Below are 25980 nucleotides of genomic sequence, written 5' to 3'. Positions count from 1 at the left end.
TTCAATGCCGTTAATGCGATTGCCCATGATGCGGTTGGACGGCGGCCGGAACGGGAAGACTACGCGCATGATCGCCTGCCACGTCTTCGGCCACCGTTACCGGTTCTCCGTGCAGGGCCGGGTCATGGCATGGGACTGCGGGCGATGCGGACGGCCGGGCGGGTCGAAGATGTACGACACGGAAGAGCACGCACTGGCCTACGCCACCGCGTTCGACCGGGAGGACTCGGCCGATCTCGGCCGGCGCGCCCCGCTGCTCGGGATGTTCCCCCTGCGCATCGCCCACGCTGTGCGCCGTCGTTCTCGGGGCTGAGAATCGGGGCCGGGAGCCGGGACTGCCCCCGTGGGCGTTGGTTGCCGCGCTCACCGGCCGAGCTTCACCCAGGCGGCCCGTCCGAGTACTGCCGCGATCGCGCCTGCGACGGCGACGGGTCCGGCCGTGCGCGTCGCGCGGACCGCCGCCGGGGGCGCGGGCCTTTCCGGCGGCGCCGGCACCGGCGATCCACCGGTCCCGTCGGCCCGCCCGCGTGCGACCGCCATCAGTTGCGCGAGGTGCAGTGGGTCCCTGCCGACCCCGGCCTGGCCCACCTGAGTGCGGCACGAGAACCCGTCGGCCACCAACCGGGTGCCCTCCTCGGCGCCGCGCAGCGCGGGCAGCAGGGCCTGTTCGCCGCACTCCATCGAGATTCCGTACTTGCCGTCTTCGAATCCCCAGGAACCGGCCAACCCGCAGCAGCCGCCGGCCAGCGGCTCCACCTGCGCACCCATCCTCTCGAGCACCTTCTGTTCTGGGGTCTGCCCGCCGGTGGCACGCTGATGGCAGTGCGTCCACAGCTGCACGGCGCCGTCCATCCGCGGCGGGTCCACATCGAACTCGGCGAAGAACTCGGGGAAGTGGTAGACGCTGCGGCGCAGCCTTTCCGCGTCGTCGTCGTGCGGCAGGATGTTGGGCAGCTCCTCCTTGAACACCGCGACGCAGCTGGGCTCCATCCCGATGATCGGAGTTCCCGCGCGCACGTCGTCGCGGATCTCGTCGAGCACGTGATGCAGATACTTCTTCGCCGCGTCAAGGAAGCCGAAGTCGTACAGCGGGCGCCCGCAGCACAGGTGCCCGTCTGGCATCACCACCTGGTAGCCGGCCGCCTCGATGGCCTCTACACAGGCTCTGCCGACGTCGGTGTGCAGGTGGTTCGTGAACGTGTCGGGGAAAAGCAGCACACGGGTGCCGTTGGGATTCGCGGTGCCGCCGCGGCGGGAGAACCATTGCTGCAACGTCATCGGCGCAAAGGTCGGCAGGTCGCGGTGCTGGTCGATGCCGCCCATCCATTTGGTCAGCCGGCTCAGGCCGGGCGTCTGGGTGACGAAGTTCGCCAGTTCGGGAACCCGCACCGCCAGGCGCGCAGCCTGATCGATGAAGCCGAACGCGTAGGCGGACCGCGGCCGCCACCGCCGCATCGATTTGAAATGGTGGTAGCGGAACTCGGCCTTGTAGGTGGGCATGTCCACGGAAACGGGGCAGTCGCTGGTGCAGCCCTTGCACGAAAGGCACAGGTCCAGCGCTTCGGCCACCTCGCGCGATTGCCAACCGTCCGTGATGGTCTCGCCCCGCAGCATCTCGAACAGCAGGCGCGCGCGCCCGCGGGTCGAATGCTTCTCCTCCCTGGTCACCTGATAGCTGGGGCACATCGTGGAACTCGCCTCGGGCACACGGCATTCCCCGATCCCGACGCATCGGAGGTTGGCGTGCGCGAAGTCGCCGTCGTCGTCCGGGTATGCGAAGACCACGTCGGGACGCGGCGGGTTGTAGTCGGTGCCCAGCTTGAGGTTCTCGTCGATCCGATATGGGTCGATCACCTTGCCGGGGTTGAGCTTCCAGTCGGGATCCCATATTGCCTTGAATTCGCGCATCGCCTGCATCAGCCGCGGACCGTACTGCTTGTCAAGAAGCTCGGCACGCTGCTGGCCGTCACCGTGCTCGCCGGATATCGATCCGCCGTACGAGGTCACGAGGTTGCCGGCCTCCTCTATGAATGCGCGATAGTTCCGCAGGCCGTCCGCATGCCGAAGATCGAAGCCTATCCGCGAGTGGATGCATCCCTCCGCGAAGTGCCCGTACATCGCGCCCCGCAGTCCGTGCTTCGCATAGAGGTCCTGCAGGTCGCGGACGTAATCTCCGACGCGCGACGGTGGAACCGCGGAGTCTTCCCAGCCGGGCCAGTGGTCGCTGCCATCCGGAGGGAAGGCGGTGGAGCCCAGGCCCGCCTCTCGAATCGCCCAGAGTGTCTCGCTGTCGCCGCCGTCCTGGACGCTGCGGGAGAGCACCATGCGGTCGGCGTCGTAGTGCTTGTCCTCCTTCAGCCATACGATGAACCGGCGTGCGGTGTCATAGGACTCCGCGGCGTCGTCGGCGCCGAACTGCACGAAAAGCCATGCCCCGCCGTCGTCGCGACGCGGCAGTGCGCGGAGGCCCTCGACGTTCTTGCCCACCACCTGCTGGTCGTGCACCAGCAGGTCGTCGACGGATTCGAGCCCGATGGGTTTCCAGTCCAGAATCTCGAGAACATGCTCGCCCGCGGCGGAAATCGACGGATATTGGACGACGACGAGCGTGCGGTGCAGCAGGGCCGGAGTGAGACCGAGCTCGGCGTGCAACGCCACCGCGCACGTGCTCTCCGTGCCCACCAGCGCGCGGGCCACGTTGAACCCGTTCTCCGGCAACAGCTCGTCCAGGTTGTATCCGGAGACGCGCCTCGGCATGTGTTCAACGCTGGGGAACCCTGCGCGGATGTCCTCTGCGTACCGGTCGCGCAGGTCACGCAGTTGGGTATAGATCTGGCCCTTACGGCCGCCGGCCGCGATGATCCGATCCAGCTGCTCCTCCTCGTTCACCCCCACCCAGAACCGGTCGCCGTCATAGGTGACCACCTCCAAACTCTCGGTGTTGTCGGAGGTGCGCGGTCCGGGGCCGTACAGGTGCGACTGCACCGAATGGACACCGCACGAGTTGTTGCCGATGTTCCCGCCGATCGTGCACCGCGAGTGCGAGGACGGATCGGGGCCGAAGATGTATCCGGTATGGCCGATGGCCTTGTTGAGCTCCTCGTTGATCACGCCGGTTTCGGCGACAACCGTATGGCGGTCAAGATCCACTGGCCCCACGTCGGTGAGATATTTGGAGAAGTCGATCACGACGGCCACGTTGACCGTCTCCCCGGACAGGCTCGTACCGCCGCCCCGGCACACCACCGGCGTATGGTAGGCGTGGCACGCGCGCATGGTTTCCACGACGGCGTCGAGCGTCTTGGGGATCACCACGCCGATGGGCACCTGGCGATAGTTCGACGCGTCGTTGGCATACATGGCAAGACTGCCGTCGTCGAACCGCACCTCGCCGTCGACGTGCCGCTGCAGGTGCCGCTCGAGCCCGATCACGTTGATGGTCTCGGCAGAACTCATACCGGACGCGAAGCGCGTGTCCGCGTGGGCGGGGATGGTCCTCGTTCCGTGCGCGATGTTCACCGGCCCTCCCCCCGGTCGCCCGAATCGCCGGGGAGATACTGCTTGGCCGATTCGGTGAACTCGTGCAGCTTCTGCTTCGTGCCCTTGGTCGCGATTCCCACCCGCTCGGGGTCGCTCACCATGGCCTTGGCGGTCTTCTTTGCCATCTCCGTCTTCATGTGCGGCGGCACCGGCGGGATCTCCGGATCCACGATCACCTCGAGGACCACCGGGCCATCCGTGGCCAGCGCACGGTCCCACGCGGCGCCGATATCGTCCGGGCTGTCGCAGCGAATGCCGGTCAGACCCAGCATCTCCGCGAACTCCGCGTAGGGGACATCCGGGATGTGCTGGGAGCCCTCGAACTTCGGGTCGGCGCCCTGCGCGCGCTGCTCGAACGTCACCTGGTTGAGGTCCTGGTTGTTGAACACGCAGAACACCAGGGGGCCGCCCCGGGTGAACCGGTCCATATAGCGCTTGATCGTGATCATTTCGGCCATGCCGTTCATCTGGAAGACGCCGTCGCCGACCATCGCGATCACGGGGCGCGTCGGATAGGCGAGCTTGGTGGCGATGGCGTACGGCGTGCCCGGCCCCATTGTCGCGAGGTTGCCGGCCAGCGAGGCGCCCATTCCCGGGCGCATGCGCAGATGCCGGGCCCACCAGTTGGCCACCGAACCCGCATCGGCGGTGATGACGGACTCGTCCGGCAGGCGCTTGGACAGCTCATGGGCGACCAGCTCCGGGTTGAGCGGATCGGCCTTGTCATGGGCGCGGTCGTCGAGGACCTTCCACCATTCGTCCACCTGCGCCTCGATGTGCTCGCGCCAGGAGCGGTCCTGCTTGCGCCTGAGCTTCGGCAGCAACTCGTCCAGCGTGCTCACGGAATCACCGACGAGGTTCGCCTCCATCGGATAACGCGTACCGATCATGCGCCCGTCGGCATTGATCTCCACGCCGCGGCACTGATCTTCTTTGGGCAGCCACTCGGCGTAGGGAAACGCGGTACCGATGAAGAACAGTGTGTCCGCGCCGCGCATCATGGCATCGCTGGCGGTGGATCCGAGCAGCCCGATAGGGCCGGTCACGTACGGCAGGTCGTCCGGAAGCGTGGCCCGGCCGAGCGACGTCTTCGCCACGCCGGCGCCCAAAAGCTCTGCCGCCTCCACCACCTGGCCCGCAGCCTCGGCCGCCCCGTGGCCGACGAGCATGGCGACCTTGCTGCCGGAGTTGAGAATCTCGGCGGCCTTGTCCAGTTCCGAAACCGGCGGGATCATGCGGGGCCGCGTCCACCCGACACCGCTGAACACGGCGCCGTGCACGCGCGGCGGCGACGGCACCGCTTCCGACTCGCCCACGTCCTCAGGCAGGATGATCGTCGCGACCGTGCGGTTGGTCAGCGCCACCTTGCACGCACGGTCCACGAGGTGGCGGGCCTGCGTAGGCTCCATGCACGTCTGCACGAAGTCGGACGACACATCCTTGTACAGCGTGTTGGGGTCTATCTCCTGCTGGAAGGCCGCGCCAAGCGACATCCGCTTCTGCTGGCCGATCAGCGCGACCACGGGCTGGTGGTCGAGCTTGGCGTCATAAAGCCCGTTGAGCAGATGTATCGCCCCGCCTCCGGATGTCGCCAGGCAGCACCCGATTGTGCCGGTGAATTTGGCATGCCCGGTCGCCATGAACGCGGCCATCTCCTCGTGGCGGGTCTGGATCAACTCCGGGTCCCCGTCTGCCTGGTTGAGCGCATCGAGCATCGCCAGGATACCGTCGCCCGGGTAGCCGAATATCCGGTGGATTCCCCACTGGCGGAGTCGTCCGAGGATGAATTGCGCGGTCGTCTGCATGGCAGCCCCCATCCGGTTGCGAGAGTCGGTCACCGACTACGGCGTAGCCCGGAATCGCTCACGCGAAACGCGTGGCATGGAAATCGCGGCATGGAAATCGCGGAGTACGAACACGGCGGGCCGCGTCCCGGCGTCCTCTCGAACTGAGGGCCGACGCCGCTGTATCGGGATTACGGGCTGCACCGCGCGGCAGCGGAACGCACTCGACTGCGCGAGCGGCGTTTGCCACGGGGCCGTCGGGGTAGCCGGAGCACGGAAGCGGATCGCGGTCGCATGGGAGTGAACAATGAGCGTCGTTCTCGCGGACACGGGCGCGGCACGGGTGCTGCGCGCCGCGAGATGGGTGCAGTTCAACCTGCCGCGCACCACCACGGGGATCGGCATCGGCCTGCTCACCGGGGCGATCGCGATGCACCTCTATCTGCTGTTCGGCGAGTATTCGTGGCCCGCGGGCTGGCTCGCCTACTACGCGGTGCTGTGCGCGGGGTGGACGATCGCCTGTTTCGGGATGTTCGCCGGCAAACGCGTGGCCAGCACGCAGACGGCGTGGATCCTAGGCGACGCCTTCTGCGTACTGTTCCTGATCGTTTATCTGGTCGGCAGGTCGATGGGGCTTCCGGGCCTGTCCTACGTGGCGGGTTGGTGGGACTTCACCGCCGGAACTTTCGCGATGGCGTTCACCGTCGGATTCCTGGGCGTGCACACGCTTATCGCCCTCGGCGTCCTCATCGCACGACCACAGCAGCGGACGTGGCGCGACTGAACCCGCGGTTCGCCGTCCATGGCAGCGGCCGTAGCGGCCACCTGCCGCGGTCGTGGTGGCACCGTCACAGTGCGGAACAAAGGAGACGCAACGTGACACAACTGGACTACCCGGCGTGGCTGCGCATCGAGCACTGGCTCAACGTGCTGTTCCTGACCTTCCTCATCCGCAGCGGAATCGAGATCCTCGCCGGGTTCCCCAAGATGTACTGGCGCAACCACTCGCTGCCCGGCACGGAATGGGCCCGCTTCACTCGGCGGAAGCACCCGCCCGACAAGCTGCACGACACGCTCGACGACGAAGTCTCCTACTCTTCGCTGATCGCGCTGCCGGGCCACAGGAACCTCGGCATGGGCCGGCATTGGCACTTCGTGACCGTGATCGGTTGGATTCTCCTGGGCGCCAGCTACTGGGCGCTTCTTTTCGCCACCGGCCAATACCACCGGTATGTGCCCTATTCGTGGGAGATCTTCCCGCACGCGTGGGACGACATCGTCACCTACATGAGCTTCCGATTGCCACCACCGCTGCCAGGCCAGCCGCTGGATGCGGTGCAAAAGCTCAGCTACTTCGGGGTGATTTTCCTTCTCGCCCCGTTCCAGATCCTCACCGGCGCCGCGCAATCGCCCGCCGTCGAGGCCCGCTTTCCCTGGTACGTGCGGCTATGGGGCGGGCGCCAGTCCGCGCGCTCGCTGCACCTGCTGGGGCTGGCCGCGTTCGCAGCGTTCATCGTGGTGCACCTGCTGATGGTTTCGTTGTGGGGCTGGGGCCAGCTGAATGCACTGATGATATTCGGCGATGTCCGTGACGTCTCCTGGGCCATCGGCGCCTCCATGGGGATCATTGTGGCGATCCTCGTACTGCACTGGGCGGCGACCGTGTGGAGTCTCAACAGTCCGCGATCAGTGCAGAAGGTGCTCGGTTGGATCATCCTGCATGCGCGTCTCGGTGTGCTGCGGCCGATGCGCTCACGTCAGGACTACTCGACACGCGAGCTGTCCACGGAGCACCGGGTCAACGGGAAGCCGCCGAACAGCCGCGCGTATCAGGTGTTGGCCGTGCACGGATTCGTGGACTGGAAGGTGCATGTCGGAGGACTCGTTGAGAACCCGATGACTCTGGACATGGCTGCCATCCGAGGGATGGCCGACACACAAGACCAGCGGACATTGCACAACTGCGTCCAAGGCTGGTCGGGGATCGCCGAGTGGAGTGGCCTGCCCTTGCGTGATCTTGTGGCGGCCGTCCGGCCGCTGCCGGAGGCCAGATTCATCTGCTTTCTCACCGCCCAGGATTCCGGGCGCGACGAACCGAGCGCGGAAGGAGGCGGCCAGTTCTACGAGATCATCGACCTGGAACTGGCGACGGACCCCCAGACGCTATTGGCGTACGGGATGAACGGCGGCCCGCTGCCCATCAAACACGGCGCTCCTCTTCGCCTGCGAGTGGAAACGCAAGTGGGATTCAAGATGGCCAAGTGGATCGAGCACATCGAGTTCGTCTCCGCCTACGATCGGATAGGGGAGGGGATGGGCGGCTGGCGCGAGGACAACGTGTACTTCGACAAGGACGTCGAGGTATAGGCGGCGGCGGGTGGAGAACCGAGGCACGGGCACTATCGACCGGCCCAGGGCTGGGAGCCGCGAACGGGCTCAGAGAGAAGGGACTAATGCCATGGCGGAAGTCGCACCCGCCTCGGACGCGCTGACGGGAAAGCGATCACGGGCGCAGACCCCGGACGTTCGGCCCGAACTGACGCCACTGGGGCAGGCGGAACGACATCGCGTGCTCGAACAATTGCGCTTGCGTGAAGCGCGATGCGACGCGTGCGGGGGCCATGCCTTCACGGTCGGGGACGCGCTGTATTTGGGGTTTCTGTTCTTGCATTCCGAGCAGGACGACTACATGGTGGGATTGACGTGCGCCGACCCGCGGTGTCCGCGCCCCCGCACCGGCATCGCATTGCGTGGCGGTGAGTTCCTCGCTGCGTGACCTTCACCGCTGCGTGACGTTGACGTTCACCGGTGAGCCCGGCTGCTATATACGGGGGGAGGAGCGGGGACTCAGGTCGCGGCGTCGGTCGTCGCAATCGCGGGCACGGCGATGCCGAGAGCCCGCATCGACGGCTCCAGCTCGCGCAGAGCGCATCGGAGCGCGAAGTAGCGCTGTAGCCCGGCCGCCCCGAGCCGGCCTGCTCTGTTGTAGTGCTCAAGCCTTTCGAGCCGGCCGAAGATCAGCGTGCCCCAGCGGATGGAGAACGAATAGATCGCGGCCTCGTCCCCCCGACCGCCGCGCTCTTCGTCCGAGCCGTGGGAGCCGGCCAACCTCCGGAGGCCGTCCACCGCCGTCTCGAGCATGTCGAGGTCGACGTCGATGCCCGGCACTCCCTCGGGCGGCTCCTCATATGTTCGGCTTGGTGATCGAGACGACACCGGGCACCCCCTTGAGGGTCAGGAAGATTTTCTCAGGCCCCACTGCGAGACCACTGAGCGGAGCTTGTCGGGCCGCGCGCTCGAGTTTTCGTCGGAAATCAATAGTGCGCACAACAGGAATGGCGCCGTCCGGCGGGTACCCCTCGAAGGAGTTGGCCTGCAACACCACCAGCGAATCCTCCGTGGCGGCATACACACGCGTGTTGTCAGTGCCGATGTACCGGGCCGGCGCGCCGAGTTCGGCACGGCCGACGACCTCCATCCCCTTGAGGGCCCGCTTCGTATCGAGGGCAAGCAATCGGTCCGAGTCCCGCGTGGCCACATAGACCTTGCTGGACTTCGCCCTGTCCCCGGCGATCGCCTGCGCCGCAACAGGCACCGCGCCCGTCTCGTCAGCAGGCATCGTGTGGCCTTTGTAGTGGGCGACGTGACCCGCGCCGACGACGTGGAAGTCGATGGTGTGCCCGCGGCCGGCACCCTCCAACCCGCCATCAGGTCCGGCCTCGACGGGCTGCACCCCCAGGAGTCGACGACGATGCAAGTCGATCACGGCCACGCTTGCACCGTTATCCGGCATGGCGAGCAGGATCCCGGCACCCGCCTCGAGGCCGAGTCTGTCGGGGGCCGGACCGCCGGGCAGCGACCCGATCGGCCGGAGCCCGTCGATGCGCAGTTCTGCTATGCGGTCCTGCCGTGGCTGTGCGATGAACACTGTGCTGTCGTCGAGCGGATTGATCGCGAGGTTCTCGCCGACGGCCTGCTCGCCGCCATCGCCCAACGGAGCGGAAAGAACCGTGTTCCCCGGTCTGTCGCCGTTGACCGCGACTGAGGCGATCCTCCCGTCCGAAGTCACTCCCAGAAGCCTGCCGACGTGGGTCGACCAGATCGGCTCGCGCAGCGGCATAGCGGTGTGCACCAACGTCACCCGCCCGGACATCGGTGCCCTCCCGGATCCGGAGCACCCGCCCAGCAGGCCGGACGCCGCGACCACCAATGCCGCAGCCGCCGCGGTCGGCACCGCCGACCACCGACGACGTGGACCATGTCGCATCACGGGCACCTTCCTCACCGGGCGCGTTCCGTCCCGGTGCATCCTTCGGAATGCAGGGTCGGTCGGGCCACTCTCGGCGCGATACCCCGGATAGTGCAGTTCAATCACGACTGCAGCGGCCGGTCGCCATCGTGCGGCGTGGACAGGCGCTGGACTCGGCACGTGGATGCCGGAACTGGGCGCGCTTGGCCTTCCGGCGGTTTGCGCCGAGGGAGCGCTGGGAACCTCCGCAGTGCAGGAGCCTGACCGGCACGGCGAAGGGAAGCGCGCGTGATGCAGCCATCCATGGCGTCATCACGCCTTCAGGCTGTGTTCCACCGCTCTGGAAAGATGCTCGCCGTACTGCCGTCGATCGCCGCGGGGCTGCCGCGTCGCCCGGACGGCGGAATGCTGCTGGTGCTGTTGTGCGTGGCGCCGCCGGTGGTTGAGGAGTCGATAGTCCAGGCGTTCGGCTTCACGTCGGCCGCGGGCCTTGCCCCGGCGGCGAGCGCCACGCCAGTGCTGGGCGTGTTCCACGATCTGCGCTGGCTGTTCGTTTACCACGACTCCTGGCCGACATTCGTAGCCGAGGCACTGGCTGCGGTACTGCTGCGTTCCGCGTTCGTCGTGGCGGTGGCGCGTGTGATGTGGCCCGACGGTACAGGGCGGCCCCCGCTGCGAGACACTTTCCGGTACATGGCCACCTTCACAATGGCCACGATGGTCGTGTTGACCCCGTGGGCGATCGTTGCGATGGCGGCATCGGCGACTTCGCTGTCGTGGTTCGTCCTCGGCGAAGTAGTGCCGGTGCTGTTCCTCGTTCTGGTTCTCTGCCGCGGCGGCATCGTGCGGCAGTGGTGGCGGGGACTGCCCACTCCCGGGGCGTTGCTGTGGTCGTTCCTCGGGTTCCTTGCGATGACCGCAAGTGCGCTGGCGATCACGTCTGCGCCCGGACTCTGGACGATCCTGATCGCCGGAGTCGCCGGCGCCGTGAACGCGTGGCTGTGGAAGGGACTGGTGCGCAGCGTGGTATCCGCCCCGGTCCGGTGGCGGTGGTTCCCGTCGGTGCCGGCCGCGTTCTTGGTGGGCGCAGTTGCGCTGCTGTATTTGACCCATGCCGCAAGCACCGGCGGCGGCTTCCGGCTCGGCGGCGGACAACAGCAAGCCATCGCGCGCGTGCAAGCTGCAGTGCCGGGAAAGACAGTCATGTTCGTCGCCGGATACGGTTCCACCTACCGCCCACCGGACACGCCGGACCCTAGCCCTTCAACAGCGGTCACGGCGGAGAGCTGGGCTCCCGGCGCGAGACTCTCGGTTCCTGTGCGGTACTCGTACCGTGGTCTTGCGCCGGACGGGGAGCCGTTGGGGTACAACCGCGGCGCGACGCATCAGTCGATCGCGACCGCTGCCGCATTGCTCCACCTTCAAGTACAGGACGCCGCCCGCCGCACAGGCAGACCGGTAGCGGTTGTAGCGCAGAGTGAGGGCACATTAATCGTGCATACCTATCTGGCCCTGTACCCGCACCTGCACGTGTCCGACGTGGTGCTGCTCAGCCCGCTGGTCCGGCCCGGCCGCGTGTACTTTCCACCGGCCGGGGCCGAGTCCGGCTGGGGGATCGCGGCAGGGTGGGTGCTGCGCGGGATGCTCACCGTGGCACGTTGGGCGGGAAGCGACATCATCAGCCATGCCGACGAGCCGTTCGTGCGTTCGATCGTCGACCACGGGCCGTTCTTCCGGAATACAATGCTGTGCCCGTCGCCAGGCGTCCGTTCGATAGTCTTCATGCCCAACGTGGCGGGGGCGGTGGTGCCGCCCGACACCGCGTCGCGCATCCCCATCCGGGTGATGCCGGGACTGCACGCCACGCTGCTTGGGGAGAAGGGCATCGATACCCGCATCGCGGCATTCCTGCGCGGCGAAGACGTGGGCTCACCGCCAGACACGGCATTCCGGCTGACGCAGCGCGCGGCGGCCGCATGGGAAGCGCCTGCACTCGCCGTCTCCGTCAACAATGCCTGGCCTGTCGGCGACGATCTTCCGGACGCGTCATTCGCCCACGACGGCGACATCTGCGCAGTGCCCCTGGACGCCTACAGGCTGCCCGGCCAGTAAGCGCCCGGCCCGCGCATAGTGCCCCGCGGCGCGTCGACCAAATCGATGACGAATCCTGTGACAACCCACTTGTCCAAGCAAAACGGGCAGGTGATGGGCTCGCCGATGCTGTGCCGTATGCCCGAGGGCTTCCGCGGTGTCTCGTTGACCTGCGGAGGTGCCCTGCTCCGCCATCACCGTCAGGTGTCCTCCCAGCGCCCTTGCCGCCTCGCCCTTGTATTCGTCGGCCTGCCGCCGCGCAGCATCCGCGGCCTCGGTGGCTGCCGTGACTGCCGTGGTCGACCCTCCAGACCCTCGGTTCCGGACAGCGATGCGGTGAGCTCGTGATCAGCTGAAGCCGACCCCTGATCGCCTATGTGCACGTCGACGCGCGCGCCGACGGCGCACGGTGAGCAAGAAACCGATGAGCAGCGCGACACCCGCTGTGGGAGGGCCCAACCTACGCATCGCCGGCTCCTCAAGCTTGGCGGTGGCCAACCGCGCGGTCTGCACGGCTCTCATGCGTGCGGCAACGGCGGCGTGCTCCGCCTGTGCTCTCACATCGAGCTTTCGGGCGAGCTCATCGACGGTGGATCCCAGTTCCGCGCGCGTCTTGCGGATGTCCGCCTCAATCTCGTCACGCGCGTCGGGCGTTGCGGCGCTCAGGTCCTTCTGCGATGCGCTGTGTTTGGACGCGCTCATGAGCTCGTGTGTCCTTTCACGGTTTCGATGTCTTCCCGCACACAGCCGATGGTCTCCTCCGGCATGGTCGGACGCGCACGACGGACCTCCAGCGCCACCCCTCCCAGCGCAGCGAGCGCCGCCAGGACGAGAGCGGTTCCGACGATCAGCGCTGAAAGCCACGTCGCCAGCACCATGGCGATCGCGGCGATCACCGTCGCGGTCAACGCCATCGCGCCCAGGAGCCCCAGCACGGCTGCGACTCCGCCCATGCCCGCAACGAGTCCCAAACGCTTGCCTTTGGTACGGGATTCGGCTAACGCCAGCCGGACCTCATCGCGCACCAAGTGCGTGATCTGGTGCGACAGGTCGCCGAGCACCTCCGAGGTTGGCCGGTTCGGTTCGTGGGCCGCGACACCGCCGGATGCCGTCTCGTCCTGGGATGCAGCGTTGCCATCGTCGGCGGCGTCCCCACGCGCCTGCTCCGCGAGGCTTCGGGTCTTATCTCTATGCCGGAGTTCGTCTGCCGCACCGTCGTCCTGTGCGTTCGGGCTCGTGTCCGGCTGGGGCACTTGCGTTTCCCGACTTCCGGACGGCTCCATCGGGTGCCTCCTGCTGTGTGGTCGACGTTCGGCGGTGCTCGCTGTTTCCGTGGGAGTTCGGAGCTTCCGTCGTCCTCGCGGTTCGGGTACCCGTAAGCGTCCGGAGGTAATCGCGTCGGAGCCGGGGGATCGCCCACGGCTCTATTGCTCATTGCACCCGGTACTGCTCTATGTCCGTCCAACGCACTTCTACGCCCAAGCCCGGGCGGGACCTGTCCGGCCTCAGCTCGCCCGGCGGCTGGGGTGTGAGCACCCCGTCGAACGCCATTGCTTCGATCCGGATGTGATCGTGGAAGTACTCGAGATGACGCAGATGCCACACCGCGGTGCCCACGTGCGCACTGATCTGCGGGGCGCAATGCAAAGACAGTTCCATGCTGCGGGCGTCGCACAATGCGGACACGCGTAACGTGCCGCTGACGCCCAGCGCGCGCGTCACGTCGGCCTGCAGGCAGTCCACCGCGCCTGCGTCGAGCATGTGGTGGAAGTAGGGGAGGTGGTAGCCGTACTCGCCCGCTGCGATGTCCATGCCGACGGGGGCACGGTCGCGGACCAGACGCAGCCCGTCGAGGTCGTCCGAGCTGACGGGCTCCTCGAACCAGCGCACCTCGTGTACCGCGAACCTGGCGGCCCACAGCAGCGCTTCTTTGCGCTGGTATGCGCCGTTCGCGTCGACGAACAGTTCGGCGTCCGGGCCCACAGCCCCACGCGCCACCTTCAGCCGGTGCTCGTCACGTTCGGGATCGCGTCCCACCTTGATCTTGAACCGCCGCATGCCCATGCACGCCCAGCCGGTGAGCTGATCGACGAGTTGCGCTTCGTCGTAGGAGGTGAATCCGCCGCTTCCGTACACCGGAGTGGCCTCGTGCACGGCACCCAGCGCCACCGAAAGCGGCTGCCCCAGCAGTGTGGCGAACAAGTCCCACAGCGCGATGTCGACGGCCGAGATCGCCTCGGCCGCCAGACCAGGTTTACCCAGGTTGCGCACCGCATGCTGCATCTGCATCCACGATCGCTGCGGCGTCATCGCGTCGGCGCCCTCGACGACGCCTGCGAGGGTGCCCGTGATCACCGTCGCGGCGGCCGGACCCGCATAGGTGTAGCCGGTGCCGATGTACGGTCCGCAGCGCGCGGAGACGATGACGACGGTGGTCGAGTCCCACGCGAGGGTGCCGTCGGACTCGGGGGCGTCGGTCGGAATCGTGAACGCCGACGCCTCGATGCCCTCGACGGAGTAGTCGGGGGCAGGACGGTGGGCGGCGATCGTGCCGAATTGCGAAGTGTCCATGCTGCCGACTACCCGCTTCACCGCTGCGGCAAAGGAGCGGCGCGGTTTTTTCTGCGCCGCATCGGGTATCCCGACACTGCGGCGCTCCGCGCAGCGTCGGGAGGTGACGGCGATGACATCGATTGCGAGTTCGGGCGTCCCGCGTCGGCCTGTCGCCCGGTACCGGCATTCCGGCCCCAGCGTCCGGTCACGCCTGGTGGCGGACACGGTGAGGCTGACGGTCAAGCAGGTGATGCGCGGATGGGCGCTCGACCCAGCATTGGGGTGGCCCACCGGGCTCGTCGACAAGGCCGCGGGACTGCTGCCGTCGCCATCGAATACCGCCGCCCAGCCCGTGCGGCTGCCGCACTGCAGTGCCGAGTGGCTCCGCACCAAGACGCGGCGGGCCAAGCGTGCAGTGCTGTACCTGCACGGCGGGGGATTCGTGATGTGCGGGCTCAACACCCACCGCGCCATGGCGTCCGTGTTGTCGAGCCGCTCGGACGCGGCCGTACTCAACGTGGACTACCGCATGCTGCCGCACAATGCCGTTCCGGACGCAGTGGAGGATGCCGTGGACGGCTACCGCTGGCTACTGGAGTGCGGCTACGAGCCCGACGAGATCGCCGTGGTCGGCGACTCGGCCGGCGGGTACCTCGCTTTCACGTCCGTGCTCTCCCTGACCGCGGCCGGCCTCCCGACCCCGGCGGCTATCGCCACGGTGTCGCCGTTGACCGATGCGTCCACCACTCTGCACCGACCGGACTGGGACGGCTGCCCGATGCTTCCTCGTTCGGCACTGCGGGCAATGGTGCGCTATCTGCGCCGTTGCCACCGGCGCATCGCCATCGACGGTAAGCCCGTCGACCTCGTCTCCCCGCTGCGCGAGGACCTCAGCACGCTGCCGCCGGTCAGCATCCACGTGGGCGGGCGTGATCTGTTGCGCACCGAGGGCGAGATGATGGCCGACCTCGTCGGCGAGGCCGGCCGACCGTGCGAATTGCACGTATGGGAAGGCCAGATGCACGATTTCCCGCTGACGACGACTCTCACCCCGGAGGGGGACGCCGCGCTCGAAGAGATCTCCCGGTTCGTATCGAGGCACACTGCCGGGAGCGCTGCGGCATGACGGAGCGCCCTGGCACCCACCGGCTGCCACGCCGGAACCGTGGTCGCCAGGCGAGGGGTCAGCGTGCGCTGCCGCCGGGCTGGTCGGTGCCTTCAGGCTGTTGCGGTACGGCGTCCACGAGGTCGTCGTGCGTAGTGAATGTACGATCGGGCAGCGCTTCCAACGCCTCGAGGGTCTTGCGGTCGGCGCCGCGGGTGCGCGCGTAGTCCAGTGCACGCGCACGATCGGCGGGATAGCTCAAACCCTGCAGCGCCTTTGCCGCGCGCAGGTCATCGCGTGTGGTCATCGGTCCTCCTTACCTACCCGTCGCGGCGACACCGCCGGCGCAGATGCCGTCAGAGTGGTCCTCCCGCAGCACCGGCCGCAGCCGGGGCCGTATCGGACACGGCGCCGACGCCGGTGCTGTTTGTGATCGTGTTCGCGGCCGGGAGGGCGTCGTCGAGTCCGAGGCGGTCGATCACGGCGCGCAGCGGCGGCGGGCAGCCGCCAAGGCGCAGGACGGCGCCGTTATCGGCGAGCCGCCTGCTGTGCTCGAACAGCAGTTCGAGGCCGCGTGCGCTGCAGAAGCCCAGCCTGGTCAGGTCGATAGTGGTGTCGCGGCGGGGAAGGTGCGCGAGTCGCCGTGCCAGCGTGGCGGCGTTGGCGGCGTCGATGTCGCCGCCGATCTCGAAAGTTACCGGCTCGTTGCCACTTGTGGCCGGACGGCCGGTCCGGCCGCGACCGGTGGCGTCGGTGATCAGCCAGTATGCGGCGCCGGTCGTTGTGAGGTTGGCCTGGTCTGCGGTGCGGCGGAGCATGGCACGGGCCTCATGGGCGTTGACGTGGTGCGTTTCCATCAGAACGCCTTCGGCGTGCCCGATGATCGCGTGATCACCTGCCGCTGGCCCCGCATCTCCTTCGCTGGTGTGGCCGGTGTGCTTGCGCAGTTGTGTGGCTGCGTGGCCGGCGAACACGGCGGCGATCGTCTCGTCATCGCCGCTGAATGCGTCCACGTCGGTGGCATACAGGGTCAGCGTTCCGAGGGTGGGGTCGTCGGCGGACAGTCCGACTGCGAGGATGGAGCCGAACCCGCACTGACGTGCGGCGAAGGCGAACTCGGGCCAGCGCCGGTCCGCGGCGGTATCGACGATGGACACGGTGCGCAGGCCGCGCGCGGTGGGCAGCCACGGGCCGCGGCGACGCGCATTCTGCGACCGGGCGAGCGTGTCGACCGCGGGGTCGGTCGCCCCGTAGCTGCTGACGGAGCCGGAGCAGGCAGGGCAGGTGATTCCCGCCTGGGCCGCGGCGGGAATCGCCGCGACAGCGGCATGGGTGCTCTGCTCCAACGCGGCGTCGAGATTGTCGCCTCCGGCGGGCGCGTGGGGAGGATGAATTTGGGTAAGTGATGGCATGATGTGCCTTCCCGGTCGAGAGTGCCGAACAGGCCGACCACCGGGGTTCTGGGGTAGCTGCTCACCAGTATGCCCGCTTGAGCATGCAGTGTCATGCGGTATATGTATCCGGTTGTGCGGCAACCGTAATCGGGCGGGACGCATATGCCCTGGCACGACGCCCGACCTGGGATGACGGCAGTCGATTAGAGCAGCTGCGACCGCCCGGCATGCTGCTGGCGCCGGGGTTGGACGCTGTCGGTGGTGTAGCCCCGGGACGGGACAGGACGGGAGCGCTCATGGTGACGTCGTCAAGCGCGGACGGCGATGACGCGGGAGTGGCGTGGGTGCGCACAGCGATGGGCGCCGAGCTGCGCAGCGGCGCCGGCGGGGCCGGGCCGCTTCTCATCGACGTCACGTGGCACCCGCCGGCGATACGTGCCGGGCTTCGAGGCCCCCCGCGTTGGGCAGTCATGCTGTGCGCGGTCGAGCCCCGTGCCTGCTATGCCGCGCCGGCGCAACATAACGAGTTCCGGGTCCAGAAGGAGCTGCTTCGGTCTCAGATGTACTCGGAATCGGATCGGACGCGACGCGATCGCATACTTGCGCAGATCTCCATGCGCGTTCTCAAGGATATACACCTCATTCCGTCACAGTGACGGAATGAGGTTCCACGGGGGGGGCGGGCGCATACGAACGGCCGCGAACGACACGGAGCTCGCCATGCGCACATCGCCGGCTTGTGAGCACCCGCCGATGCCGGCGAGTCGGCGCCGGGCACGCTGCGCGCCCGGATAGCCGGGTTGCACATGCACGGGCGGCGTCACGCCGCGACACGGCGCGTATCGGGATGCGGCTGCGCCGCACGTGGAATGCAGGCAGGTCATCGAACCGTGTCTCGTCACAGCCTTCAGCGCGACCCCATCCCGCGCATCCAACCGGATCGCGGTAACGCCGATAATCTACATTATGTCATTTCGTCCGCCAGTGCTTCTGACGAGGCCGCCGGACGACACCCATCTCCTCGCGAACGACCGCACCAGCACTGCGGCACGCCAGCCCGCCTTGCTACAGTCGTCGCAACGGCTCCCTGTCCTGGCGACGAGAGGCACCACTTGTCCTCATTCCTCATCTTCATCGCGATCATCCTGATCATCGCAGCGGGCGTGATCGCGTACCTGGGATTCCGCGCCAAGCGCCAGGCCGAGGCGGCGAACCGCCCCCCGGCGCAGCGCACTGATCCCCTCGGTTCGGCGACGTCCTCCACGTCGTCCTTCGGCCCGCGTTCCCTCGGCCCAGGCGCCATCGTCTCCTACTTCGGCGTCGACTATGTCGTCCGTGGCACGCTCACCCTGCGCGAGGGGCCCTTCGTCTGGTGGGAACACCTGCTCGCCAGCGAAGGCGAGCCGAAATGGCTCAGCGTCGAAGAGGACGACGGCACACTGGAATTGGCCCTCTGGCACAAGCGGCCCGGTCCGTCGTCCGCACCGCAGGGCACTGTCCAGGTCGAGGGCATCGACTACACCGAGGATGAACGCGGGCGCGCCTCCTACACCACCGAGGGCAACACCGGGCTCCCCTCCGGCGGCGAGATGGACTACGTCGACTTCGTTTCCGCCGACGGCAACAGCCTCCTGGGCTTCGAGCGCTGGGCGCCCGGCCAGGTGTGGGAGGTATCCGTCGGCAGGACCCTTCTACCCGGCGAACTCACGGTGTATCCTGCTCCGCCCGCGGGATCCTGAGCCCAGCCGGTGACGTTCCACGTTCTCACTGTTCCGGCCACCGATGTGGACGCAGGTGAGCTGAATCTGATCCTGGGCCGCCCCGCGCCCCCTGCTCTCGCCGAACTCGGAATAGCACACCCGTGCGGAGGCACTCTGACCCTCGGCGTGCTCGGCGCCTCGCACGTCGTCACGATCGACTCGGGTGCACAGCCGTTCACCGAAGAGATCTCATGCAACACGGCCCCGCACCGCACTCCCCTCCCCCGCAGCTTCGAGGACCGGGGCTATCGACTCGAGGTTCTCACCCGGGAAGTGAGCCACGCCGGCATCGCGCGGCTCGCAAGCCTGCTGCAGGCACGCTCGGAGGGCGACTCCCGCTGGATCACCGGACGCTTCCCCGGTGACGACTCCGCTCTGACCAGCCTCGCAGCACAGCCGGAGCGCCACGGCTGGAGCTGGCGCACATGGCACCTCTACCCCGGCGCCCGCCGCGGCACCGTGGTCCGCACCGAAAGCCGGTGGACGCCATGAGTACCCGGCGCCACTACCTCATCGCAGGCCTGCTCGCATTCGGCGCTGTCGTGTGCCTGCTGCTGGCGGTCGCCGTCGCCAAGAACATCGAATCGCACATCGACGAGACCTATCAGCGGGTGCAGCTCGCCACGGGCGGCAAGAATTACCGCTGCGCCGGCGACCCCGCACAGGTCGCCGACGACCTGGCGGCATACAAGGCCCCGCAGGCACGCCAGGCGGACCGCGGCACCGAATACCTGCGATACGACGACGACATCGTGACCGTCGGCCCGCTCGGCGGGGAGCCCTGCGTGGTCCACCTCGAAGGCCTCAATGCGGGTTACCGTGGCGGCGCGTTCATCTTCCTCGGCCCCGGCTTCTACCCCGGCGCACCGGCCGGCGGAGCCGGAGGGAGCGGCGGCGGACCGGGGGGGACCAAATGACACGATCGCCGCGCACATCGCCGCGCAGGACGCCCAAGACCATCGTCACGACCACCGCGAGGAGCACCTCATGAATCTGGCCGTCGAATTCGGAACGCTCCACGGCAGCAGCCTCGCGCAGAACGCCGTGGCGATCGTGCTGTACTTCGCCGTCGGCGTCGCGATCATGGGACTCGGCTTCGTCCTGGTCGACGTGCTGACTCCCGGCAACCTGCGCAAACAGGTGTTCCAGGAGCACAGGCCCAATGCCGTCGCGGTCGCCGTGGGCATGCACCTCGCGCTGGCCATCGTCGTCGCCTCCAGCATCTTCGCCAGCTCACTGGGGCTCGCCCAGGGACTCGTGGACACCATCGTCTACGGCGTGATCGGGGTCCTGCTGCAGGTGGCGACGCTGATCGTACTGGAGGTCGCCGCCCCGGGCCGTTCCCGTGACCTCATCAAGTCACCGACCCTCCACCCGTCGGCCGTGGCCGTCGCGGTAACCCTGTTCGCGGTGGGCATCGTCAACGCCGCCGCCATCTCGTGATCCGGGCCCACACCGAGTGAGCACGACCACCGACGCCGCCAACGGCGACTCCCCCGCTCCGGGGCACCCTGCCGACGACGACGAGGGCGCCGGACCACCGTTCGTGCTCCAGCGCCGGTGGCGGGCCCTGCTGCTCGCCTCGGTGGCGGCGTGCGCGGCCTGCGGGCTGATCTACGAGCTCGCCCTGCTCACGCTGTCGACCAGTCTCGCGGGCGGCGGCATCGTCGCCACCTCGCTGATCGTCGCCGGCTACGTCGCCGCGCTCGGCGCCGGGGCGCTGCTGGTCAAGCCGCTCCTGCACCGTGCAGCCATCACCTTCGTCACCGTCGAGACCCTGCTGGCGCTCGTCGGCGGACTCTCCGCCACCGCCCTGTACCTGACGTTCGCCTACTTCGACTCGTCGCTGTGGGTGCTGGTGTTCGCGACAGCGCTCATCGGGTCGCTCGTCGGCGCCGAGGTCCCCCTGCTGATGACCCTGCTCCAGCAGGGACGTACCGCGGAGGCGACCGACTCCGGCCGAATCCTGGCCAACCTCAACGCCGCGGACTATCTTGGCGCACTGCTCGGCGGGCTCGCCTGGCCGTTCATCCTCCTGCCGGCGCTCGGCATGATCCGCGGCGCAGCGGTCACAGGAATGGTCAACCTCGTCGCCGCGGCCGTGCTCGCGCTTTTCCTGCTGCGGCACCTGCTTTCCCGGCGCGCGTTGATGCTGTCGTTGCTGCTGCTCGCCGCGGCCGCCGCCGTGCTCATCACTCTGCTGGTGGGCTCCCGCCACATCGAGACCACCGCGCGCCAAGCGCTCTACGCCGACCCGATCATCGCCTATGAGCGCTCCGACTACCAGGAGATCGTGGTGACGCAGCGCGGGAACGACACCCGCCTATACCTGGACGGCGGGCTGCAATTCTCCACCCGTGACGAGTACCGCTACACAGAGAGTCTGGTGTACCCGGCGCTGCAGGCGGACACCCGCTCCGTGCTGATACTAGGCGGCGGCGACGGCCTGGCGGCGCGCGAGCTTCTGCGGGTGCCCTCCGTGGAGCACATCGTCCAGGTGGAGCTGGACCCGGAGGTGCTCGAACTCGCGCGCACGACGCTCAGCGGCATCAACGACGACTCCCTTGCGGATCCGCGCGTGCAGGTGATCGTGGACGACGCGATGTCGTGGCTGCGCCAGGACCATCCGGCGATCCCAGACGACGGCTTCGACGCGGTGCTCATCGACCTGCCCGACCCCGACACCCCACAGCTGGGACGGCTCTATTCGACGGAGTTCTACGGCCTTGCCGCCCGCGTGCTGGCCCCGGACGGCCGCATGGTGGTCCAATCCGGAAGCCCGTACTTCACCACCGACGCCTACTGGCGTACGGTTTCGTCGGTCAGTGCGGCCGGACTCGCGGTCACTCCCTACCACGTCTACGTCCCCACCTTCGGCGGCTGGGGGTTCACCCTCGCCTCCCACGGCGACACTCCGCCCGCCGCGACGCTGCCCCCGCGGCTTCCCGACCTCCGGTTCCTCGACCAGCAGGTGCTCGACGCCGCGGTGGTCTTCCCCGACGACATGGGGCCTCGCAATCTGGAGCCGTCCACGCTGGCCCATCCCCGCGTCGTCGAGGACATGCGCCATGGCTACCGCTGAACCGGTGACACGTCGCCGCACTCAGATGCGCATGAGCGCGGCGACGCGGATAGGCTGAGGTCGTGACCGACAACCGGCCGCCGCTCATCGACCGGTCCGCCCGCCCGGCGGGCCCGGGTCCCGCGATGCCGTACACCCAGGGCACCCACGACGCCCTCGTCGCCGCTCAAGCAGTGTCCCGCCCCTCTGTGCAGCACGGCCACGCGGACGTCGATCGCCATGCGTCCGTCACCGCGGCGCACCTGCTGCTCGCCATCCTCGCGGAGACCGGCTCCACAGCCACCCGGGCCTTCACCGACCAGGGGATCCGGCTCGGCCGTGCCCGCGTGCGCGTCGCCGCGCTCACACTGCCGCCCCCGGACGACACCGAGCACGCGAGAGTGGCCATGCCCGCCATCGACGTGATCCTCGCAGAGGCCCGCTCCGACGCCGCGCGCCGCCGGCACCCTGCAGTGGGCACCGGCCACCTGCTCATCGCGCTGACCGCACCGCGCGCCCTGGCGGACGACCTCACCGGCCTCGGAATGGACCTGCCCGCTGCAGTCCGGTTCGTATGCGCAACCTACGCCGCCACGCCTCCGCGGCAGCGCGACACCGGACCCGAGTTCGCATGAGCCGCCGATCTTCTCCCCGCAGTGGAACCGTCCTCCCGCGTCGCGCGGGCCACGGCCAGGGTCGGCGACGCCCGGTTTCCGGCCGGATTCCAGGCTCGTCGCGACGGGCGCCCCGCCGGATCACTAGGGTTGACGGTGTCCTGCCGTCCACGGATCTGCGGATCCGCATGAGGAGTGCGTCATGACCAGCGAGACCGGAACACCACAGCGCCACCGGGTGGTGGTCATCGGATCCGGCTTCGGCGGACTGTTCAGCACGCAGGCTCTCAAACGTGCCGACGTCGACGTCACCTTGATCGCCAAGACCACCCACCACCTGTTCCAGCCGCTGCTATACCAGGTGGCCACCGGGATCCTCTCCGAGGGCGAGATCGCCCCGTCCACCCGCCTGGTGCTGCGCAAGCAGCACAACGCCGAGATCCTGCTGGGCTCCGTGACGGACATCGACCTCGACGCCAGGACGGTCACCTCGGAGGCCATGGCCATCACGCGGGTCACGCCGTTCGACAGCCTCATCGTCGCCGCAGGCGCCAAGCAGTCGTACTTCGGCAACGACCACTTCGCCGAATACGCGCCGGGTATGAAGACCATCGACGACGCCCTGGAGCTGCGCGGCAGGATCCTCGGCTCCTTCGAACAGGCGGAAATCTGCACAGACGATTACGAGCGCGAACGGCTGATGACGTTCGTCGTCGTCGGCGCGGGCCCCACAGGTGTCGAGCTGGTCGGCCAGATCGCCGAGCTCGCCCACCGCACGCTCCACGGCAGCTTCCGCAACATCGATTCGCGCAACGCCCGCATCATCCTCCTCGACGGGGCGGACGACGTTCTTCCTGTGTACGGCGGCAAACTCAGCGCCAGCGCGGCCAAGCGGCTGACCAAGATGGGCGTCGAGATCCACACCGGCGCCATGGTCACCGACGTCGACCGCGACGGCATCACCATCAAGAAGAAGGACGGAAGCGAGAAGCTCATCCGCTGCCAGTGCAAGGTGTGGTCGGCGGGCGTGCAGGCGAGCAAGCTCGGCGGGATCCTCGCCGAGCAATCGCATGCCGAGCTCGACCGGGCGGGCCGTGTACACGTCAACCCGGATCTGAGCCTTCCAGGGCACCCGAACGTCTTTGTCGTCGGTGACATGATGGCGCTCGACAACCTGCCCGGCCTCGCGCAGGTGGCCATGCAGGGCGGCACCTACGTGGCCAAGAACATCGCGGAGGAGGCCGGCGGCCGCCCGCACCACGAGCGCAAGCCGTTCAAATACTGGGACAAGGGAAGCATGGCGACGATCTCGCGGTTCAGCGCCGTCGCCAAGGTGGGCCGGCTCGAGCTCACCGGGTTCATCGCGTGGATCATCTGGCTCGTCATCCACCTGATGTATCTGGTTGGCTTCAAGAGCCGGTTGACGACGCTGATGTCGTGGGCGACCACGTTCTTCGGCCGCGGCCGAGGCCAGATGACCATCACCGTGCAACAGGTGCTCGCGCGCTCCGCCCTGGGACAACTGGGCAACGGCAAGTATGCGGTCCTCGACGTGGACGCGGCGAAGAAGCTCGCACAGGAGGAAGCGGAGCGGGTGCTCGCGCTCGAACGCTCCCACAACGGGACCCGTCACCACGCCGACGGGGGCTTTACGGACGAAGGCTCTGGCGCCGACGCCGAGGAGGGCCCCGCCGAGGCCGCCGGCTGAGCGGGCCGGCCTCAGACGACAGCGCCGTCCGGATGGCGCTCAGTTGGCCAGGCGCTCGGCGTTCTCGACGTTCTGCAGCCGAACCTGGCCCTCGGCCACCAACCGGCCGTCCTCGTCGGTGATCGCCACCCGCCAGAGCTGCTGCAGCCGCCCCCGGTGCTGCGGTTCGGCCACCGCCTCGAGCCGACCGGTGCGCACCGCGCGCAGAAAATTCGTGTTGTTGTTCACACCGACCACGTTGCCGCGCTCACCCAGCCACAGCGCAGCGCCGAGGCTGGCGACCGATTCGATCACGGAGCAATAGACGCCTCCGTGGACGATTCCGTACGGCTGGTGCAGTTCCGGTGCGGCGTCCCACTCCACGCGGATACGGTCGCCCGAGGCCTCCAGGAAGCGCAGACCGAACGCCTTGTGGAACCCGACGCCCGCCATGGCCTGCACTTCTTCGAGGGGCGGCCCGCGGTGTTCCGCCGCTGCGGCCGACTCCGCTTCCGTCGAGGTTCCGTAGGACACAGCCGCTCCATCCGCTCGTGATCGATTGCGCGGTCATGTGCCCGCGCCCCGGCGCGGCCGGGATTCCGGCCGCGCCCAATCCTTCCACACGGCCTCGCGCGAAACCGCCGACTCCCCGCAGCGCGCGAGCCCCACCCCCAAACGACGCCGGGTAGTACCACACCACGTCGGACACCCGGCTAGACTCTCACCATGGCCGGACTCGGAGAGCTTGAAAAGGCAGTGATGGATCACCTGTGGGCCACGGACGCACCGCAGACCGTCCGCCAGGTGCACGCGGCCCTCGCATCCCGCCGCGACCTCGCGTACACCACGGTGATGACCGTGCTGCAGCGCCTGGCCAAGAAGGGCCTCGTCACCCAGCACCGTAGCGACCGCGCGCATCGGTACGCGCCGGTGCACAGCCGTGACGAACTGGTCGCCGGGCTCATGGTCGACGCGCTGTCCAACGGCACAGAGTCCGGCGAGCGGGTGGGCGCGCTCGTGCATTTCGTCCAGCAGGTGACGCCCGACGAGGCGCACGCGCTGCGTGAAGCCCTCGACGCGCTCGAGAACGCCGAGGACCGCAACCGGACGCGCCCTTGAGCCCGGCTGCCTGCTGAGGCACTATGAACCCCGTGTCCGCGCTGATTTTCGGGATCCTGGCCCTCGCCCTGGCCGGCCCGATTCCCGCCCTGCTGAGCAGGGCCACATGGACGCACCGCGCGCCGCGCGCCGCGCTGGTGCTCTGGCAGGCGGTGGCACTCGCCGCCGTGCTGTCCGCGTTCAGCGCGGGCATCGCCATCGCCAGCCGCCTGCTGGTGCCGGGACCCGACGGCCGCCCCACCACGGCACCTCTCGACGAGATCGACGTCCTCGGCTGGCCACTGTGGGCGTTGTACGTCGGCGTGCTCGCCGCGACGCTCATCATCGGTGCCCGGCTGATCTTCGCCGTCACCCGCGTGGGCTTCCACACCCGGCGACGACGCGCGCGCCACCGGATGCTCGTCGACCTGCTCGACTGCTCGCCGGACCTGGCGCACCGGCCATCCTCCGCGGCGCTGCGCGTGCTCAGCAGTCCCCGGCCTTTGGCGTACTGCCTTCCCGGTCTCCGGCGGCGCATCGTCATGTCGGAAGGCGTGCTGGACACCTTGGACGACGCCGAAATCCGCGCGGTCCTCACCCACGAGCGCGCGCACCTGCGCGCCCGGCACGACCTGGTGCTGGAGGCGTTCACCGCCGTCTACGCGGCGTTCCCCCGCTTCGTGCGCAGCGGCTCCGCACTCGATTCGGTCCAGCTGCTCGTCGAGATGCTCGCCGACGATTCGGCGCGCCGCACCGCCGGCCCCACGCCTCTCGCACGCGCCTTGGTCGCCTGCGCAGGAGCGGAGGCACCCGCCGGCGCATTGGCGCTCGGCGGGCCCGGCACGCTGGTCCGGGTCACCCGGCTGCACCGCGGGAACGATCGTCGCCTCGCCGCGCTCGTGTATTTCACCGCCGCAGCGGTGCTGGTTGTGCCCACCCTGGCTGTGGCGATCCCCTGGCTCACCGAGCTGCACAAGCTCATGGGCCCGCTTTCGCCCTTGAATTGAGAACCCCTGCAACAAGGACCTCTTCCCGTCACTCCCT

The 25980-nt window shown here is 68.3% G+C and carries 25 protein-coding genes and 1 pseudogene; 15 read left to right on the top strand and 11 right to left on the bottom strand.

Features of this window, described 5'->3' with window-relative positions; all coding sequences use genetic code 11:
• Positions 1-13: 13 nt before the first annotated feature.
• Entirely contained in the window at positions 14-313 is a 300-nt protein-coding gene (locus JJ683_RS04605; RefSeq protein ID WP_242474407.1) for a hypothetical protein, read from the top strand.
• 50 nt (positions 314-363) lie between these two features.
• Here JJ683_RS04605 and JJ683_RS04600 read toward each other — a convergent pair whose 3' ends face one another.
• Complete coding sequence (locus tag JJ683_RS04600; RefSeq protein ID WP_200171658.1) at positions 364-3519, bottom strand: FAD-binding and (Fe-S)-binding domain-containing protein; 3156 nt, start codon at positions 3517-3519, stop codon at positions 364-366.
• Complete coding sequence (locus JJ683_RS04595) at positions 3516-5345, bottom strand: thiamine pyrophosphate-requiring protein (protein WP_200171789.1); 1830 nt, start codon at positions 5343-5345, stop codon at positions 3516-3518. Before JJ683_RS04595 ends, JJ683_RS04600 begins: the two co-directional genes overlap by 4 nt.
• 286 nt (positions 5346-5631) lie before the next feature.
• On the opposite strand from JJ683_RS04595, the gene JJ683_RS18900 reads away from it, so the two are divergent.
• The 3 genes from JJ683_RS18900 (at position 5632) to JJ683_RS04580 (ending at position 8100) form a co-directional block, all read left to right on the top strand.
• Entirely contained in the window at positions 5632-6108 is a 477-nt protein-coding gene (locus tag JJ683_RS18900; protein WP_200171656.1) for an oxidoreductase, read from the top strand.
• 92 nt (positions 6109-6200) lie between these two features.
• A complete protein-coding gene (locus JJ683_RS04585; protein WP_200171654.1) occupies positions 6201-7691 on the top strand; it encodes a molybdopterin-dependent oxidoreductase in 1491 nt (496 codons plus the stop codon).
• A 91-nt stretch (positions 7692-7782) separates the two neighbouring features.
• A complete protein-coding gene (locus tag JJ683_RS04580; protein WP_242474406.1) occupies positions 7783-8100 on the top strand; it encodes a hypothetical protein in 318 nt (105 codons plus the stop codon).
• A 71-nt stretch (positions 8101-8171) separates the two neighbouring features.
• On the opposite strand, the gene JJ683_RS04575 is transcribed toward JJ683_RS04580, so the two are convergent.
• Entirely contained in the window at positions 8172-8492 is a 321-nt protein-coding gene (locus JJ683_RS04575; protein ID WP_200171651.1) for a hypothetical protein, read from the bottom strand.
• A 16-nt stretch (positions 8493-8508) separates the two neighbouring features.
• On the bottom strand, positions 8509-9591 hold the full coding sequence (locus JJ683_RS04570) for a YncE family protein (RefSeq protein ID WP_200171649.1): 1083 nt from the start codon (positions 9589-9591) through the stop codon (positions 8509-8511).
• A 270-nt stretch (positions 9592-9861) separates the two neighbouring features.
• Here JJ683_RS04570 and JJ683_RS04565 point away from each other — a divergent pair, with 270 nt between their 5' ends.
• Entirely contained in the window at positions 9862-11685 is a 1824-nt protein-coding gene (locus JJ683_RS04565; protein WP_200171647.1) for an alpha/beta fold hydrolase, read from the top strand.
• On the opposite strand, the pseudogene JJ683_RS04560 reads toward JJ683_RS04565, so the two are convergent.
• The 4 genes and pseudogenes from JJ683_RS04560 to JJ683_RS04545 all read right to left on the bottom strand — a co-directional run.
• A pseudogene (locus JJ683_RS04560) lies at positions 11664-11828 on the bottom strand (DUF1360 domain-containing protein); the annotation flags it as partial. The gene JJ683_RS04565 and the pseudogene JJ683_RS04560 sit on opposite strands and share 22 nt — an antisense overlap.
• Before the next feature lie 184 nt (positions 11829-12012).
• Entirely contained in the window at positions 12013-12366 is a 354-nt protein-coding gene (locus JJ683_RS04555) for a DUF3618 domain-containing protein (RefSeq protein WP_200171645.1), read from the bottom strand.
• Positions 12363-12947, bottom strand: coding sequence for a phage holin family protein (locus tag JJ683_RS04550; RefSeq protein ID WP_200171643.1), 585 nt, complete (start codon positions 12945-12947; stop codon positions 12363-12365). Before JJ683_RS04550 ends, JJ683_RS04555 begins: the two co-directional genes overlap by 4 nt.
• 148 nt (positions 12948-13095) lie before the next feature.
• Positions 13096-14235 (bottom strand): enolase C-terminal domain-like protein, encoded by a 1140-nt coding sequence (locus JJ683_RS04545; RefSeq protein WP_200171641.1) that lies wholly within the window; start codon positions 14233-14235, stop codon positions 13096-13098.
• Between the two features lie 112 nt (positions 14236-14347).
• Between JJ683_RS04545 and JJ683_RS04540 the strand changes: the two genes are divergently transcribed.
• On the top strand, positions 14348-15343 hold the full coding sequence (locus JJ683_RS04540) for an alpha/beta hydrolase (protein ID WP_200171639.1): 996 nt from the start codon (positions 14348-14350) through the stop codon (positions 15341-15343).
• A 58-nt stretch (positions 15344-15401) separates the two neighbouring features.
• Here the strand turns inward: JJ683_RS04540 and JJ683_RS04535 are convergent, their stop codons facing one another.
• Positions 15402-15629: a DUF2795 domain-containing protein gene (locus JJ683_RS04535; protein ID WP_200171636.1), complete on the bottom strand. Its 228-nt coding sequence runs from the start codon at positions 15627-15629 to the stop codon at positions 15402-15404.
• A gap of 49 nt (positions 15630-15678) precedes the next feature.
• Entirely contained in the window at positions 15679-16734 is a 1056-nt protein-coding gene (locus JJ683_RS04530; protein ID WP_200171634.1) for an STAS domain-containing protein, read from the bottom strand.
• Between the two features lie 1094 nt (positions 16735-17828).
• On the opposite strand from JJ683_RS04530, the gene JJ683_RS04525 reads away from it, so the two are divergent.
• The 7 genes from JJ683_RS04525 to JJ683_RS04495 all read left to right on the top strand — a co-directional run bounded on the left by JJ683_RS04525 (position 17829) and on the right by JJ683_RS04495 (position 23859).
• Entirely contained in the window at positions 17829-18455 is a 627-nt protein-coding gene (locus JJ683_RS04525; RefSeq protein ID WP_200171632.1) for a DUF4178 domain-containing protein, read from the top strand.
• 9 nt (positions 18456-18464) lie between these two features.
• A complete protein-coding gene (locus tag JJ683_RS04520; RefSeq protein ID WP_200171630.1) occupies positions 18465-18968 on the top strand; it encodes a DUF2617 family protein in 504 nt (167 codons plus the stop codon).
• A complete protein-coding gene (locus JJ683_RS04515) occupies positions 18965-19393 on the top strand; it encodes a DUF4247 domain-containing protein (RefSeq protein ID WP_200171628.1) in 429 nt (142 codons plus the stop codon). Before JJ683_RS04520 ends, JJ683_RS04515 begins: the two co-directional genes overlap by 4 nt.
• A gap of 70 nt (positions 19394-19463) precedes the next feature.
• Positions 19464-19919 carry a DUF350 domain-containing protein gene (locus JJ683_RS04510; protein WP_200171626.1) on the top strand — a complete coding sequence of 152 codons (456 nt, stop codon included), beginning with the start codon at positions 19464-19466 and terminating at the stop codon, positions 19917-19919.
• Positions 19920-20022: 103 nt separating this feature from the next.
• Entirely contained in the window at positions 20023-21558 is a 1536-nt protein-coding gene (locus JJ683_RS04505; protein WP_200171784.1) for a polyamine aminopropyltransferase, read from the top strand.
• Between the two features lie 62 nt (positions 21559-21620).
• The gene (locus JJ683_RS04500; protein WP_200171624.1) at positions 21621-22172 is read left to right on the top strand and encodes a Clp protease N-terminal domain-containing protein; all 552 of its coding nucleotides are present in this window, start codon (positions 21621-21623) and stop codon (positions 22170-22172) included.
• Positions 22173-22353: 181 nt separating this feature from the next.
• Complete coding sequence (locus tag JJ683_RS04495; RefSeq protein ID WP_200171622.1) at positions 22354-23859, top strand: NAD(P)/FAD-dependent oxidoreductase; 1506 nt, start codon at positions 22354-22356, stop codon at positions 23857-23859.
• A gap of 39 nt (positions 23860-23898) precedes the next feature.
• On the opposite strand, the gene JJ683_RS04490 is transcribed toward JJ683_RS04495, so the two are convergent.
• Complete coding sequence (locus JJ683_RS04490) at positions 23899-24291, bottom strand: PaaI family thioesterase (protein ID WP_200171782.1); 393 nt, start codon at positions 24289-24291, stop codon at positions 23899-23901.
• Positions 24292-24564: 273 nt separating this feature from the next.
• Here JJ683_RS04490 and JJ683_RS04485 point away from each other — a divergent pair, with 273 nt between their 5' ends.
• Positions 24565-24957, top strand: coding sequence for a BlaI/MecI/CopY family transcriptional regulator (locus JJ683_RS04485; protein WP_200171620.1), 393 nt, complete (start codon positions 24565-24567; stop codon positions 24955-24957).
• A gap of 23 nt (positions 24958-24980) precedes the next feature.
• Positions 24981-25943 (top strand): M56 family metallopeptidase, encoded by a 963-nt coding sequence (locus JJ683_RS04480; RefSeq protein WP_200171618.1) that lies wholly within the window; start codon positions 24981-24983, stop codon positions 25941-25943.
• Positions 25944-25980 lie beyond the last annotated feature (37 nt).

The sequence above is a fragment of the Tomitella cavernea genome (assembly GCF_016599145.1).
GTDB classification, from domain to species: Bacteria; Actinomycetota; Actinomycetes; order Mycobacteriales; family Mycobacteriaceae; genus Tomitella; species Tomitella cavernae.
Note: the sequence above shows the minus strand (reverse complement) of the source record. Positions and strands in the feature narration are given on the sequence as shown.

What these genes read in the sequence shown, in the direction of transcription:
- JJ683_RS04605 (WP_242474407.1), top strand. Translation starts at nt 14, where the DNA reads ATGCGATTGCCCATGATGCGGTTGGACGGCGGCCGGAACGGGAAGACT.
- JJ683_RS04595 (WP_200171789.1), bottom strand. Translation starts at nt 5,345, where the DNA reads ATGCAGACGACCGCGCAATTCATCCTCGGACGACTCCGCCAGTGGGGA.
- JJ683_RS18900 (WP_200171656.1), top strand. Translation starts at nt 5,632, where the DNA reads ATGAGCGTCGTTCTCGCGGACACGGGCGCGGCACGGGTGCTGCGCGCC.
- JJ683_RS04580 (WP_242474406.1), top strand. Translation starts at nt 7,783, where the DNA reads ATGGCGGAAGTCGCACCCGCCTCGGACGCGCTGACGGGAAAGCGATCA.
- JJ683_RS04570 (WP_200171649.1), bottom strand. Translation starts at nt 9,591, where the DNA reads ATGCGACATGGTCCACGTCGTCGGTGGTCGGCGGTGCCGACCGCGGCG.
- JJ683_RS04555 (WP_200171645.1), bottom strand. Translation starts at nt 12,366, where the DNA reads ATGAGCGCGTCCAAACACAGCGCATCGCAGAAGGACCTGAGCGCCGCA.
- JJ683_RS04550 (WP_200171643.1), bottom strand. Translation starts at nt 12,947, where the DNA reads ATGGAGCCGTCCGGAAGTCGGGAAACGCAAGTGCCCCAGCCGGACACG.
- JJ683_RS04545 (WP_200171641.1), bottom strand. Translation starts at nt 14,235, where the DNA reads ATGGACACTTCGCAATTCGGCACGATCGCCGCCCACCGTCCTGCCCCC.
- JJ683_RS04540 (WP_200171639.1), top strand. Translation starts at nt 14,348, where the DNA reads ATGACATCGATTGCGAGTTCGGGCGTCCCGCGTCGGCCTGTCGCCCGG.
- JJ683_RS04535 (WP_200171636.1), bottom strand. Translation starts at nt 15,629, where the DNA reads ATGACCACACGCGATGACCTGCGCGCGGCAAAGGCGCTGCAGGGTTTG.
- JJ683_RS04530 (WP_200171634.1), bottom strand. Translation starts at nt 16,734, where the DNA reads ATGCCATCACTTACCCAAATTCATCCTCCCCACGCGCCCGCCGGAGGC.
- JJ683_RS04515 (WP_200171628.1), top strand. Translation starts at nt 18,965, where the DNA reads ATGAGTACCCGGCGCCACTACCTCATCGCAGGCCTGCTCGCATTCGGC.
- JJ683_RS04510 (WP_200171626.1), top strand. Translation starts at nt 19,464, where the DNA reads ATGAATCTGGCCGTCGAATTCGGAACGCTCCACGGCAGCAGCCTCGCG.
- JJ683_RS04495 (WP_200171622.1), top strand. Translation starts at nt 22,354, where the DNA reads ATGACCAGCGAGACCGGAACACCACAGCGCCACCGGGTGGTGGTCATC.
- JJ683_RS04490 (WP_200171782.1), bottom strand. Translation starts at nt 24,291, where the DNA reads ATGGCGGGCGTCGGGTTCCACAAGGCGTTCGGTCTGCGCTTCCTGGAG.
- JJ683_RS04485 (WP_200171620.1), top strand. Translation starts at nt 24,565, where the DNA reads ATGGCCGGACTCGGAGAGCTTGAAAAGGCAGTGATGGATCACCTGTGG.
- JJ683_RS04480 (WP_200171618.1), top strand. Translation starts at nt 24,981, where the DNA reads ATGAACCCCGTGTCCGCGCTGATTTTCGGGATCCTGGCCCTCGCCCTG.